This window comes from Pararhizobium sp. P1_E7 (assembly GCF_056405855.1).
In genome coordinates this window covers 256,942-269,199 of the sequence record NZ_JBFUBH010000006.1, presented here as the reverse complement: position 1 = coordinate 269,199, position 12,258 = coordinate 256,942, and the positions used below count along the sequence as shown (strand labels likewise).

General features: G+C 62.3%; 20 protein-coding genes. 4 read left to right on the top strand and 16 right to left on the bottom strand.

Annotated elements, in window-relative coordinates:
* Together AC1D17_RS10050 and AC1D17_RS10045 are read left to right on the top strand one after the other, a co-directional pair.
* Nucleotides 1-279, top strand: a 279-nt coding sequence (locus tag AC1D17_RS10050) for a hypothetical protein (RefSeq protein ID WP_477565256.1), incomplete at its 5' end; no start/stop codon positions are given.
* A gap of 191 nt (nt 280-470) precedes the next feature.
* Nucleotides 471-755: a hypothetical protein gene (locus AC1D17_RS10045; RefSeq protein ID WP_477565255.1), complete on the top strand. Its 285-nt coding sequence runs from the start codon at nt 471-473 to the stop codon at nt 753-755.
* 70 nt (nt 756-825) lie between these two features.
* Here AC1D17_RS10045 and AC1D17_RS10040 read toward each other — a convergent pair whose 3' ends face one another.
* The 14 genes from AC1D17_RS10040 to AC1D17_RS09975 all read right to left on the bottom strand — a co-directional run bounded on the left by AC1D17_RS10040 (nt 826) and on the right by AC1D17_RS09975 (nt 9,038).
* Complete coding sequence (locus AC1D17_RS10040) at nt 826-1,407, bottom strand: phage tail tape measure protein (protein WP_477565254.1); 582 nt, start codon at nt 1,405-1,407, stop codon at nt 826-828.
* A gap of 52 nt (nt 1,408-1,459) precedes the next feature.
* On the bottom strand, nt 1,460-1,669 hold the full coding sequence (locus AC1D17_RS10035; protein WP_477565253.1) for a rcc01693 family protein: 210 nt from the start codon (nt 1,667-1,669) through the stop codon (nt 1,460-1,462).
* Nucleotides 1,666-2,022 (bottom strand): gene transfer agent family protein, encoded by a 357-nt coding sequence (locus tag AC1D17_RS10030; protein WP_477565252.1) that lies wholly within the window; start codon nt 2,020-2,022, stop codon nt 1,666-1,668. The genes AC1D17_RS10035 and AC1D17_RS10030 overlap by 4 nt, the downstream gene beginning before the upstream one ends.
* Nucleotides 2,023-2,024: 2 nt before the next feature.
* A complete protein-coding gene (locus AC1D17_RS10025; RefSeq protein ID WP_477565251.1) occupies nt 2,025-2,432 on the bottom strand; it encodes a phage major tail protein, TP901-1 family in 408 nt (135 codons plus the stop codon).
* A 75-nt stretch (nt 2,433-2,507) separates the two neighbouring features.
* On the bottom strand, nt 2,508-2,906 hold the full coding sequence (locus AC1D17_RS10020) for a DUF3168 domain-containing protein (protein WP_477565250.1): 399 nt from the start codon (nt 2,904-2,906) through the stop codon (nt 2,508-2,510).
* On the bottom strand, nt 2,903-3,238 hold the full coding sequence (locus tag AC1D17_RS10015) for a phage head closure protein (protein WP_477565249.1): 336 nt from the start codon (nt 3,236-3,238) through the stop codon (nt 2,903-2,905). Before AC1D17_RS10015 ends, AC1D17_RS10020 begins: the two co-directional genes overlap by 4 nt.
* A gap of 2 nt (nt 3,239-3,240) precedes the next feature.
* Nucleotides 3,241-3,810, bottom strand: a complete 570-nt coding sequence (locus tag AC1D17_RS10010; RefSeq protein WP_477565248.1) for a head-tail connector protein — start codon at nt 3,808-3,810, stop codon at nt 3,241-3,243.
* A 146-nt stretch (nt 3,811-3,956) separates the two neighbouring features.
* Nucleotides 3,957-5,225, bottom strand: coding sequence for a phage major capsid protein (locus AC1D17_RS10005; RefSeq protein WP_477565247.1), 1,269 nt, complete (start codon nt 5,223-5,225; stop codon nt 3,957-3,959).
* The gene (locus tag AC1D17_RS10000) at nt 5,222-5,800 is read right to left on the bottom strand and encodes an HK97 family phage prohead protease (RefSeq protein WP_477565246.1); all 579 of its coding nucleotides are present in this window, start codon (nt 5,798-5,800) and stop codon (nt 5,222-5,224) included. Before AC1D17_RS10000 ends, AC1D17_RS10005 begins: the two co-directional genes overlap by 4 nt.
* A 131-nt stretch (nt 5,801-5,931) precedes the next feature.
* A complete protein-coding gene (locus AC1D17_RS09995; RefSeq protein ID WP_477565245.1) occupies nt 5,932-6,258 on the bottom strand; it encodes a DUF6107 family protein in 327 nt (108 codons plus the stop codon).
* A 224-nt stretch (nt 6,259-6,482) separates the two neighbouring features.
* The gene (locus AC1D17_RS09990; RefSeq protein WP_477565244.1) at nt 6,483-6,797 is read right to left on the bottom strand and encodes a type II toxin-antitoxin system RelE/ParE family toxin; all 315 of its coding nucleotides are present in this window, start codon (nt 6,795-6,797) and stop codon (nt 6,483-6,485) included.
* Nucleotides 6,794-7,054: a CopG family ribbon-helix-helix protein gene (locus AC1D17_RS09985; RefSeq protein ID WP_477565243.1), complete on the bottom strand. Its 261-nt coding sequence runs from the start codon at nt 7,052-7,054 to the stop codon at nt 6,794-6,796. The genes AC1D17_RS09990 and AC1D17_RS09985 overlap by 4 nt, the downstream gene beginning before the upstream one ends.
* Before the next feature lie 84 nt (nt 7,055-7,138).
* A complete protein-coding gene (locus AC1D17_RS09980; RefSeq protein WP_477565242.1) occupies nt 7,139-8,284 on the bottom strand; it encodes a phage portal protein in 1,146 nt (381 codons plus the stop codon).
* A 139-nt stretch (nt 8,285-8,423) separates the two neighbouring features.
* A complete protein-coding gene (locus AC1D17_RS09975) occupies nt 8,424-9,038 on the bottom strand; it encodes a hypothetical protein (protein ID WP_477565241.1) in 615 nt (204 codons plus the stop codon).
* Nucleotides 9,039-9,197: 159 nt separating this feature from the next.
* Here AC1D17_RS09975 and AC1D17_RS09970 point away from each other — a divergent pair, with 159 nt between their 5' ends.
* Nucleotides 9,198-9,347 (top strand): hypothetical protein, encoded by a 150-nt coding sequence (locus tag AC1D17_RS09970; protein ID WP_477565240.1) that lies wholly within the window; start codon nt 9,198-9,200, stop codon nt 9,345-9,347.
* A 138-nt stretch (nt 9,348-9,485) separates the two neighbouring features.
* On the opposite strand, the gene AC1D17_RS09965 is transcribed toward AC1D17_RS09970, so the two are convergent.
* Together AC1D17_RS09965 and AC1D17_RS09960 are read right to left on the bottom strand one after the other, a co-directional pair.
* Nucleotides 9,486-10,700: a DNA-packaging protein gene (locus AC1D17_RS09965; RefSeq protein ID WP_477565268.1), complete on the bottom strand. Its 1,215-nt coding sequence runs from the start codon at nt 10,698-10,700 to the stop codon at nt 9,486-9,488.
* A gap of 385 nt (nt 10,701-11,085) precedes the next feature.
* Nucleotides 11,086-11,670, bottom strand: a complete 585-nt coding sequence (locus AC1D17_RS09960) for a hypothetical protein (RefSeq protein WP_477565239.1) — start codon at nt 11,668-11,670, stop codon at nt 11,086-11,088.
* Between the two features lie 247 nt (nt 11,671-11,917).
* Between AC1D17_RS09960 and AC1D17_RS09955 the strand changes: the two genes are divergently transcribed.
* Nucleotides 11,918-12,256: an MmcQ/YjbR family DNA-binding protein gene (locus AC1D17_RS09955; RefSeq protein WP_477565238.1), complete on the top strand. Its 339-nt coding sequence runs from the start codon at nt 11,918-11,920 to the stop codon at nt 12,254-12,256.
* The last annotated feature ends 2 nt before the right edge of the window (nt 12,257-12,258 follow it).

The window sequence follows — 12,258 nt, the reverse complement described above, 5'->3', positions numbered from 1 at the left end:
GATCTTTTCTGCGTGATAAGCAATTTGGGATCAAAAAATCTCGGTCGAGCCGGGGAACCTGCCAAACGGATTTGCGTTGAATCTTCCGAAACAGGAGGATTCGCCATGACGCTTCCAGTTAATCCCGGCAACGAACCGTTCATTCCCGTTCCACCGCATCGGAGAGAGCCCGAGCCGGACGATCCAACCGATCCATGGCCTGACGACGAAGAAGATACGGAGGACGAGGGCCTGGAGGATAACAGAAGGGAATGGCTTGGTTTTGGACTATGGAAGTAAGGCGCGATGCCCGAACGAATCTACAATCGCAATCACAATTACTTGGTGTGCCGGGCAGGTTAACTCTGCCAACACGTCATGCTGGACAACTTCTTTCGGCCGTATAAATTTCCCCATACAAGGAGAACTTGACGTAGATTTGCATCTTTAGAGACGCTGGTAGTCTCGTCTCATCGACCGGGAGTTTGTAGTTGGCGCGTTACGTTGGGCTGTTCTCTGGTGTGGTATGCGTTCTGGTGATGGCAGTTCTCGCGGTCACTCCGCTTGCTTGGCAGGCAATGGGACGTCCAGATGAAACCTATCCAGAAATGGCCTACATGATGTTCGGCATGCCGCTGGCGATAGTGAGCCTTGTAGCGGGGGTTAATGTTGCATATCACGGAGCATTCACTCGGCGCCTCAAGACCGTCCAATATATTCAATGGGCTGCATGCGTTCTGCTTTTGCTTGCGGCTCTGTCTCCCTGGCTGAGTTAAACGCCCCTTCGTTCGCACGCCCACATGATCTCAGGGTGATAGGCATGGCGACGAAAGAGCATCGCCCCCCTCAAAGCCCCCGCCGCCCACGCCCCACAGTGCGCGTCAGCATCGCTGCAATCTGCCCCTCGGATTTTCGAAAACCCTGCGCATCGGATGCCGTCACATTGAAGACGACATTCATCGCGCCGCCGCCACCGGAGGACGCCACGCCGAGCGAACCATCGGCGCCGCGCTTCAGCGGCAAGATCGCCTCCGATCCCGCCTCGCCCATCAGCCCCATCTGGCCATCCATCGGAAAATAGGTAGGCCTCGAAACGACACCGCCGGCGGCAAACGGCGTCACCCTGCCCGGCACGCCGCCATCGGCAAAAGCGGCCGCCCCGCCAAGACTGCCGGCAAGCCCCGATATCGCCGAACCGAGCAACCCCTCCAGCGGCTTTACCCCCGCCGAAAGCGCAATCTCCGTCAGCCGCAATCCGGCACCGCGCAGCACATCCTCAAGTCCCTTGCCGCCGCGCGTCGCCGCGGCCAAAGCCCCGGTCAGCGCCGAGCCGAACGCGCGCGAGCGCCGCTCCAGATCGTCGAGCACATCCTTCAGCGCATCCGCGTCATCGGCCGCTACCGAAAACCCGATCCCGTCGTTTTCCATTCTGGTCTCCTGGTGTGGTCTCCTGAAAATTCCGCCTCGGCATCAACGCTTCTCAATCCGGAAACGCTGCCATCAGCGTCTCCAGCCCTGAACGATCCGGAACCGCAGCCAAAGGCCGCAATCCCCCCAGTGCCGCCTGCATCTCGCGCGGCGTCATTGACCAGAAATCCGCTGCTGGAAGCCGCAGCAGGCAAAGCCCGGCATGCATCACCGCCCCCCAGGGAAATGGCGGCGGCAAATCGTTGCCCGCTGCGGCTCTCAAGGGTTTGCGCCGTCCTCCGCGCTGCCGAAGGTCGCCGCCAGCAGTTCGCTGGTCAGCCGCGCCAGGCCGGCAATGCCGCCATCGACGCTCATGACGGCGACATCCTCGTCCGACACCAGATTGCCGCCGCCGCGCAGGCCCGCGCTGAGGATTTTTATCATGTCCTTAGCCTTCAGCCGCCCGGCTGAAAATCGGGCTGCAAGCTCCATCAGATTGTCGGCCGCAAACGCCGTCTCCAGCTCGGCAAGGCTGCCGAGCGTCAGGCAGAGAATACGCCGCTCGCCGCCGATCACGGCCTCCACCTCGCCGCGATGCCGGTTCGCCCGCCCCGCTATCCCCGTGTCCCCCGCCATCGTCACAACGCCGCGAAGGTCAGGGCGCCGGCCGATTCCAGCGCCGTTTCAAACAAAATCTCGCCATTGTACTGGCCGGAATATTCCAGCGCCGTCACCTGGAACGGTCCGGTCAGCGTGCCGAAATCCGGAATGACGATCTGCCAGTTGAGGATCGTCCCGTTGAAAAAGGTCGTCCGTACCAGCGCATCCGAGCTCTGATCCTTGAAGATGCCGGCGCCGGAAACCGAGGCCCGCTGCACGCCCGCCCCGCCCAGAAGCTCCCGCCACCGCCCCGCCGATTCCGCATCCGTCGCATCGACCGTTTCGGCGTTGAAGGCCAGCCGCTTCGAACGCAGCCCCGCCACCGTCAGATAAGAGCCGCCATTGTCGATCTTCAAAAGAAGATCCTTCCCCTTTTGGGCAACCATGTTTTCATCCTTCCAGAAACGAAGAAAGCGCCCACAGGGGGCGCCGGTGAATTCCCATTCCGAATGAGCGATCCTTCACTCCGTCACCGCCCGAAACACCATTTCCGCCACATGCCCCTTGGCCTTGGCGTCACGGCCAATTTTCGTGCGCCTGTGGAAAATGCTGACCAGCGCAAACCCCTCCAGGACAAGAGGCGCGTCATCCAGCAAGGCCCTTACCCGCGCGACGATCTCTTCCGCCGCCCGGTTTCCCCCTTCGCCGCTGCGCACGTCAAGCATGACAAGATGCTCTTCCCCCGCTTCGCTCGCCGTCGATGCATCCCGGCTGTCGATCCCGGCGATGAAAACGCACGGCCTGCGTGATTGTGTCTTCAGATGATCGTGAACCCCGTCCGGCCCAACCAGCGCCGCCAATGCAGCATCACCGGCAAGTGTCAGGAAAACGGCCTTCTGCAAGGCTCCGGCAGCGCTCATCGGCCATCCTCCGTGCAACGGCAAACCAGATATCGCCGCGCCTCGTCCGGATCGAAACAGGCGCGAACCGTGAAAGTCCGGCTCCCCTTGCGAAACCGCATACCCGCCTGCACATCCTGGCGAAACCGTATCCAGATGCGATGCGTCACGGTGAACACGTTCCCGTCCGCCCTCTCATCCTCGGTGGCCGAGACCGGCTCGATCCGCGCCCACAGCGATGTGACCGGCGCAAAACCCGGCACGATGCCGCCCTGACCATCGCCCGTGTCATCGCGCATTTCCAGGTCAAGCCGCGCCGGCATCTGGCCGGGGTCGAACATGAGGGGCCGCATTGTCAAAGCCTCCGCCGGCAAAAAGGGGCGATCAACCGGTCATATCCGAGTGGGACTGCGGCCGGCTGGCTGTCCGGTGGAACCGCACCACGAAATTCATAGAGCAGTGCCGCATGCAACAGCATCGCCCGTATCAGGATATCAGGCACATCCGTGCCGCTTGCCCCGAAACCGGCCGAAAAATCGATCTCGATACCGTTGATCGCCAGTCCCGGCTCCGGTTGCGAGGGCAGGATCAGCCGTGCCGGCCGGGTCTGCCCGTCCAGTGTGAAACCGGAGGTATCCACAGAAACCGGCGCACCGGCCGCATCGTAAACCGTAACCGCTTCAATCGTTTGCACCGGCCCTTTGCCAATCGGAATCACCCGCGATACCGGCCAGCGGTCGAGATAGAGCCGGAATGTTCGCGTCAGAAGCGCCAGCCCGGTTTCCCGTTCCATATAGTCGCGCACGGTGGCAATCAGCGCCGTCAGCAGCGCGTCGTCGGCACTGGTTTCGACGCGCAGATGCACCTTCGTCTCGGCAAGCGTCAGCGGCTCGCCGAGCGGCGGCGCCAGTTCGGTGATGGTCATGGATGTCTCCGTCGCGATGTGGCGGTGGGCGATAGTATGGGTGGACGCAGCGGGAGGGGAGCTGCGTCCACCCTCGCGCACTGCGGCRGGGAAGACCGCGGCGCGAATGGCCGCTACCCTTTCAGAAAGGATAGCCTTACGCTTGTTCAGGATGCCGCGAATTTGACAAGCTTGATAGCCTCAAAATTTTGCACCCCGCCACCGACCCGTTTGGTCGTATAGAACAGCACATAGGGTTTGGCGGAATAGGGATCGCGCAGCACGCGCACACCGGTGCGATCGACGACCAGATAACCGGCGGCGAAATTGCCGAAGGCGATCGAAGTGCTGCCCGCGCCGATATCCGGCATGTCCTCGGCTTCAGTGATCGAAAAGCCCATCAGCGAGGCCTGCTGGCCGGCCACCGCCGGCGGACGCCAGAGGTAGTTGCCGTCGGCGTCCTTGAACTTGCGGATCTCGGCCTGAGTCTTGCGGTTCATCACGAAGGCGGCGTTCTGCCGGTGCCCGGCCTTCAACGCATAGATCGTGTCGATCAGCGTATCGGACGGGCCGCTGGCCTTGAAGGCACCGGCGGCACCGGTCGCGATATAGCCGATATTGCCCCAGCTCCAGCTTGCGTCGGCCACATTGGTATAGCTCAAAAAGCCTTTCGGCTTGTTGGTGCCGTCGCCGGAGACGAAGGCCGTGCCTTCCTGCTCGCCAAAAGCGATATCCACTTCGGAAGCAATCCAGTTTTCGATATCGACGGCCGCATCGTCGAGCAGTGCCGCCGTGGCCGCCGGCATGGCGTAGAGTTCCATGGTCGGAAAGGACAGTTCGGCCAGCTGCGGCGTCGCCGTCTGCGGCCGTGCCGCCGTCTCCGCCACCCAGCCCGTCGCCATGCCGGAGAGCGCAAACGGCTTCTTCAGCACCGACCCCGACACCTGCCGCACCGTCGCCATCGCCCGGATCGGCGAGACCACCGAAAGCCTGCGGCCAATCTCGGTGTCCGTCTCGTTGGGAACGAGATAACCGCCGTCGCTCGAAGAGCCGATCGAAAATGCCTTGGCCTCCAGCTCGCGCAGCGCCTGCTCGTCGCCCCGGCGGATATAGCTTTCGAACGCCGTCTTGTGCTCCATTGCCTCCAGGCTGGTTTCGCCGCTGCGGCCCAGCGCCGGCCGCGCCTTCTTCAGCGCCAACTGGTCGATGACCCGCTTCTGCTCGTCCATGGTGCGCGAGATACGGTCCATCTTGTCGCGGGTCACCACATCGGCGGTCAGCTTGCTTTCCAGTTCGCCCAGCCGCCGGTCGTTGGTTTCCTTGAATGCCTCGAAAGCCCCCATGAAATCCTCAAACGCCGCCGTCATCGTCTCCGGTGCCGTCTTGATTTCAGGGGCGACCTTGCTGTGCGGCGCCATGTTGCTCGTCTCGTTCATTGGCCTGTCCTTCTGTCAGAGAGCTTCATCATCCGGGCCGCCCGCCGCATCGTGCGCACGAGCTCCGTTTCCTTGTCGCGGAAGAACCGCGCATTCTTGACGTCCGAAACCCTGGCCGATGGCAGCATCGGGAAGGTGACGATCGAGATTTCCCAGAGATCCGCTTCGAGGATGCGGCGCACGCCGGACTTGCCGTCGGTCCGGGCCTTGACGGTCTGGAAGCCGATCGACAGCCCGTCGAGCGCACCGGCCTTCATCAGCTGGTGCACTTCTTGCGCCCGGGCCACGCCCGGTGACAGAAGCCCCTCGACATAGAGCCCGCGCGCATCCTCGCGAATGGTCTTCCACGTGCCCAACGGCTCGCCGGGATCGTGCTGGAACAGCATGCGCACGCCGGCAGCACCCCGCCGCGCCAGCGACCGCTGAAAAGCCCCCGGCGCAATCGCATCCTTGCCGAGATCGACCTCGCCGAAGATGCTGGCATAACCGGAAAACCGTCCCTCCCCGGTCACCCCGGAAAGCGTCAGATTGGCAAACTTCTGCGTTCGCCAGACAGGCAGCCTGTCGGTCGTCATGGGTCTCTCCACGTTTTGAGGGGTTAGCCAATAGGCCGTAGTGAGTAGTGAGTAGTCAGTAGAAAATCGTCAAACCGGCCGCTGACCACCTATTCGCTATTCGCTATTCGCTACTCACTACTCACTACTGCCTACTCACCACTGCCATTGCCCCGCCCATAGCGTTCCGCCATGCGCACCACAGCACCCAGCACCCACCAGGCCGAAAGACTGGCGGCCGCCGAGCCCGTCAGCATCACCTCCGCGCCTGAAAGACTGCCGGCGACACCGAGCTTGGTGACGATCCACAGCCCCGCCGGCCCGCCGAAAATCAGCCCGCAGGAAAGCCCTGTAAAAAAGCGCGAGGCAGCCTCGCGTTTGCCCTTCGGCAGCATGTAGATCAGCGACACCGCAGCCCCGGCCGCAGCGCCGATACCCTTGGCAGCCCAAAGGCCCGGGTCATTGCCAAAATCAGCCATTTGTTAAGTCCTTGATGCTATTATTGGAATTGCATCACCATCACCCTGCGGCAGCCAACTGCCGCAGGGTGATGCGCAGCGTGACTTAGCGTCAACCGGGAATTTCGCTGAATCTTTTGAATCGGTTGCGGTGTGGCGTTGAGAAACTGAACCCGCGACCTCAAGTGCCGGGGCAGCAAGCCGGCAAACAGAATCCGGTCGTCATTTCAAATATCTGAAAACAATCAGATATCTTCGAAACCATCGCCCAGGTCGGTGGCAATGTCCGGGTCGTGCTGCCGGGCGTGGCGCACGACAAGCACGCCCAGAATCCCGTCCACCACTTCGTAGTCTATGACATAGGGCGGCACCAAAAACCGGCGCACCCCTGGCGGCACGTCCAAAGCTTTCCCCGCCAGCGGAAATCTCCGCAGCATCTCCATCGCCTGCCGAAGCTGCAGGATCATTGCCGATGCCGCCCGCTTGTCGAACCGGGCAAGATAGGCGCGCTCGGCTCTCAAGTAAGCCGAGGCATCATCGGAAATGCGCAGCTTCTTCAAGCGGCATCATCCTTGTTTAAGGCATCCAGTTCGTCCAGCAAGGTATCCATATCTTGAAACTTGCCTTGGCGCATGCCTTCCCGGGCGCGTTCGATCTCAAGAATATCCTTGCCTTCCGTGGCAAGATAATACCGCATCGCCCGAACCATCACCCAGCTGCGGGTGCGCTCGCTTGCTGCGGCGATCGTCTCGATATCGGCGAGCACATCGACCGGCAGACGCAGCGCGATCGGATCGGAGAGAACTGGTTTGGCCATCATCGCCTCCATTTGTTATACGGCGTATAACAAAATATCAGCAACATCCCCATTGCTCAATACGAGGCTTTCCATCCCTGGCCCTCAATACCCGACGGCCTGCCGCTTCTCCTCGTCGGTGAGGAAATCGCAATCCTTCATCCGGGCCCAGATTTCGCTCCGTTCACCCGTCAGTCCGGTTACCTGGTCGAGGTCCGGCACCAGCTTCAAAATCTCGCCCGACCGTCCGGACAGCCACCCCGACAGCGCCGCGGCCGTGCGGAAAATCATCGGCAGAACGGTGAGCCGGTAGAGCGCCCGGTTGGCCTCCTGATAGTTGGCATAGGTGTTGTCGCCGGGGATGCCGAGCAGCATCGGCGGGACGCCGAAGGCCAGCGCAATGTCGCGCGCCGCCCCGTTCTTCGCCTCGACGAAATCCATGTCCTTCGGCGAAAGCCCCATCGCCTTCCAGTCGAGCCCGCCTTCGAGCAGCAGCGGCCGCCCGGCACGGATCGGGCCGGAATAGCCCTCGTCCAGCTCGCTCTTCAGCCGGTCGTACTGGTCGGCCGAAAGATTGCCCCCCTCCTTCGGCTGGTAGACCAGAGCGCCGGAAGGCCGGGCCGAATTGTCGAGCAGCGCCTTGTTCCAGGTCGCCGCCGCATTGGAGAGATCGAGCGCCATCTGTGCGGCCGCCAGTGGCGGAAAGCCGAGATGATCGTCGAGCGGATGAAACAGCCTGAGATGCAGGAGCCCGTCTTCATCGGCCGGAATTCGCCGCACCAGAGTGCCGACCCGATATTCATAGGCCTCCGGCCAGCCGTCGCGCCCCTCGAGAATGCGCACCCGATCTGGCCTCAGCAGGTGCAGTTCGCGCACCGCCCCGCCGATCTCGGCCGCATCGACATAGGCATTGCCGGAGAGCAGCAGATGGCCATACAGCGTCTCGAGGAAATCATGTCCGCCCATCCGCCCGTTCGGCCGCGCCAACAGCGCCAGCACCGGATGCTCGGTCTGTTCCTGCGTTCCCTCGTAAAGGAGAAGCGGCACGCTTGCTGCCGCTTCGGAAATCAGACGCACCGCCCGGTGCGCCACCGGATTGCGCATGAACCCCTCGCGGGAAAGGGCCGAATAGGAGCGCCCGGTCCAGTGGGCCCGCCCCTCCTGCGCAATCGCAATGAAGCCGGACGCGGCCTTGGTTTCGCGCACGCTCTCCACCGGGCGGCGCCATGGCAGACGGAATGGATTTTTCATGATGTCACTATCCTTGAATGCCGCCTACAGCGCCGCGCGTCGTCGATTCCGATTTAAGGAATTATGCAGTGAGCACGGGCTGAAACCGGAGTGAATGCGGGCGCCGCCTATACCAAGTCCCGATGATCGAGACTTGGTACTACGCCGCCTGCGCCAGCCGGATCGCTGAAAGATACCGCCTGCCGTAGCCTGCCACCCGTTCCGCCCTGTCGCGGCCGTTGATAATGCGCCGGGCGCCGGTCCAGTCCTCTTTTGTTGCCGAGAAATACTGCCCGAGCCGCTTGCCGGTGAAGGCGCCGGTCTCCATGCCGATGAACAGAATGTCGGTGGCAACCGTCAGCTCCATCGCCCGTCCCGGATCGGAAATCAGGTCGATCCCCGTCAGAAGCGTCATCTTTTCGTAATTGGTCCTGTGCGTCAGCTGCACCAAACCGCGCCCCAGCCAGGTCTTCCCCTCCGCGTCCCGCCGCCAGTAGGGCACCGAAACCGAGGGCAGCCGGCCGTGTTCAAAGGCGCTGTCGAGAAGGGCAATCGCCTGCGCGTCGCTTGCGGCAAAGGTTTCGCGCACCGGCTGCATCGTGCGGCCGGTCTCGTGATGCGCGGTCGCCAGCATATAGGCGAGCCAACGGTCATCGGTCTCACCGCCGCCACGACCGAGAATCGCGCTCAGCCCCGCGACCTGCGGCTTTTTCAGGACACCGTCGAACAGGGAAAGACGCACCGCATCGAAGAAGGTTTTTCGCGCAAGCATCATTCGGCTCCACTTCCGATCTAAACCTGAAAAAAGTCGTGACTCTAAATCGATTTAACCAATTTAAATCGTTTAAACTATTTAATGCCCTGATTTACTTTGGCTTTGAGATATGAAATCTGAAATCCAGCAATATGATATTGCCTTGAGGAGGAGGATCGAATGAACGCTCAGAGCAAGATACAGGCCGACACCACCCGCTCGACGGTACCGCAGCATATCCTCGACCGGTTCGAAAACGCCTGGCAGCAGATGCGGGCAAACGCCTCCTCGACGCAAAAATCCCCCGCCACCGAAGACGACAAGCGCTGATCGCCTGTCCCTCTTTCGACTGCAAGCAGTCCGCGATTTTCCCGTAGATACCCTCCCCTTGAGGGGGAGGGTCGGAGCAAAGCTCCGGGGTTGGGTGATCTGCCAGGCGCTGCAGCTCTCCCCTTGACACTCGCGCCCTCAAATCCCCCTGACCCGCGGCTCGCCGCCGCCATCCAGCATCAGTGCCGTCAGCGCCCAGACCAGCGCATCCAGCCGGTCCGGTGAACGGCCGGACGACAGGCCATCCGGCCCGAAGTCGCACATCTGGTCTTCCAGCGCCGGAAACGATCCGGCATGAATGACCCGGCCCTGTTCGTAGAGTGCGGCCACCGGCTCCGCCCGCAGCCATTTTCCGCGCAATGCCCTGACCGCCGTCACCGGCAGGTGCGCGTCGATGCCGCGCAGCACGGCCGAAACCATGTCGCCGCCCTGGTTGACCTCCGCAACGATCCGGTCGGCGTCGAAACGCCTGTAGGCGCGGACCACCGCACCTGCCCATCCGGCCGGACTTGCCCCTTCGACCGAACAGTCGGCCATGACGACGGCGCGTCCGGTCCGGTCGAGCCCCGCCACGATGATGCCGCAACAAGATTCCCGTCCCATGCCGGAGGGCGGATCGACCGCCACGACGATACGGCCAAGCGGCCCGGTCTCGCGCAGTTTCATCGCCTCGATGCGGGTGCGCGACCAGAGCGCATCCTCACGATCCTCGATCATCTCGCCGTCGAGTTCCTGCCGTCCCAGCCGCGTGCCGCCATAGCGTCCGGCCATGGCTGCGAGAAATCCCGGCGCCAGGTTTGCCGCATTGTCGCCGGTCCTGATCCGGCAGGTCACGGTGCCCGGATCGGCGATCAGCGTCTTCAGCACCGGTACCGGCCGTGGCGTCGTCGTCACCAGCGCGCGCGGATCATCGCCGAGCCGCAGTGCAAACTGCAGCATGTCCCAGGTCTCCTGCCCGTGCTTCCATTTGCCGAGCTCGTCGCACCAGGCATAGTCGAATTGCGGCCCGCGCAGGCTTTCGGGATCCTCCGAGGAAAATATCTGCGCCACCGTGCCGTTCGGCCAGACCAGCCGGCGCCGCGATGCCTCGAAATCCGGCCGGTTGTTTCGCGCAATCCGGCAAATGCCGGAAACGCCGTCGATCATTACCTCGCGCGCATCGCCGAGCGTCTCGGCCACCAGCGCGATCCGCAAGCCCGGCCGCGCCGCCTTGCCGGCCGCCAGCTCCTGCACCCATTCGGCCCCCGCCCGCGTCTTGCCCGACCCGCGCCCGCCCATCAAAAGCCAAACCCGCCAGTCGCCCTTGGGTGGTTGCTGTTCGGAGCGGCAAGTATTGGTCCAGGTGCCAAGCAGACGATGAAGTTGTAAAGCATCATTCTTCGTGAACGCTCGAGCCGTTTGCGCATTGCAAGCCGGCGGGTCTACATCGCGATGAGAAAGCTCACCGATTGAGAAGGGCTCTTCGGCGCCACCGGCCGATCCTGTGGTTTGCTCCTTCTGATCGCCCACTGAGCGGCGCGCAGGCTTGCGACTTTCGCAAACAGATGCCGCATCGTCGCCGCTTTCTTCACGCCCCTCACCGGCAGAGGCAGACGCCCGATTATCCCTCAGACTAGCCTCCACCCGTTTCAACAAGCGTTCGGTCTGACTGTGGGCATCGAGTACCCAACCCATTTCCGTATCGCGAAAGGTTTCGATCCCGCCCATCTTTTCGGTCAACGTCTTGGCGCGGCTTCGCTCACGACGGTCCACTGGATTTGGCGTCACCGATGGCGCGCTCGGCAGACGAACACTCTGCTTCAGCGCCTTTGCCTGCCGCTTCCCTCGCTCGCTCTTGTTCACGCTCACGGGCGATATCCTGCGCTCGGCTTTCAATTCGGGCTTCGAATTCCGCTTGAAGCTTTTCAAATCCCGCCTCGTCGAAGTCCTGCTCGGCCATCACCTGCCGGTCATGGGCAATCGTCCTTTGCAGGCTGTCGATCTTTTCCAGCGTCCGCACGATCACCGACATCGCCTCGATGCTCGCCTTGGCGTCGGCCTGGATCAGCTTGCGGTCGATGTCCTCGCCCGCCGCCTCGGCCTTGCCGTCGGCGATTTGCCGCAGCCGCTGGAACTGCGCCATCTGCTCGCGCAATTCCCGGGTCATGCCGTTCAGCATGTCCTGCAGGTCGTCGAGCGGCGACACGGCCTTGGCCTTGGTCTCGAGGATCACCCGGCGGGCGGCATCCTCAAGGGCTGCATCCGCCTCTTGGCTCCCGTCATAGACCGGCGCTTTCGGCCACGGGCCAAACAGCGCCGGATCGAAATCCAGATCAAACGTCATCACAATGTCCTTGAAAGCCACAGCGTGGCGGCGATGGAGCCAAGTGCCGACTGTCCACCTTCCCCTTGAAGGAGAGGGTCGGAGCGACGCTCCGGGGTGGGGTGAACCCTCGAACCCTGCCGCCTCACCCACTTTTCCGACTATGCCATAACCCTATCAAACCACCGTCACGCAGTCAAGGATTATTTTCCTATTAGGATTATTTTCGTAAATTTGCGCATTCCGGTATGCGTGTTACACTTTCCCGATGAGAACCGAGGACCTGGAAAAGTGGGCCATGAGCCTGCCAGGTGCTGTTGAAAGCGCCCATTTCGGCAAACGCGACTTTCGCGTCGGCAACCGTATTTTCATGTCCCTGCCGGAAGCCGGACGTGCCGTCGTCAAGTTCACGCCCGACCAGCAGAAGCTCTTTCTCGAGACCGAACCCGGCGTCTGCGCGGCGGTTCCCGGCGGCTGGGGCGCCAAGGGGTGGACCTCCATCTATTTCGCCGATGCCGAAGAAGACATTATCGGCCATGTGATGGAAACCGCCTGGCGCAACGTCGCACCCAAAAGTCTTTTGAAAGCGGCGCATCAACCGGAATAGGC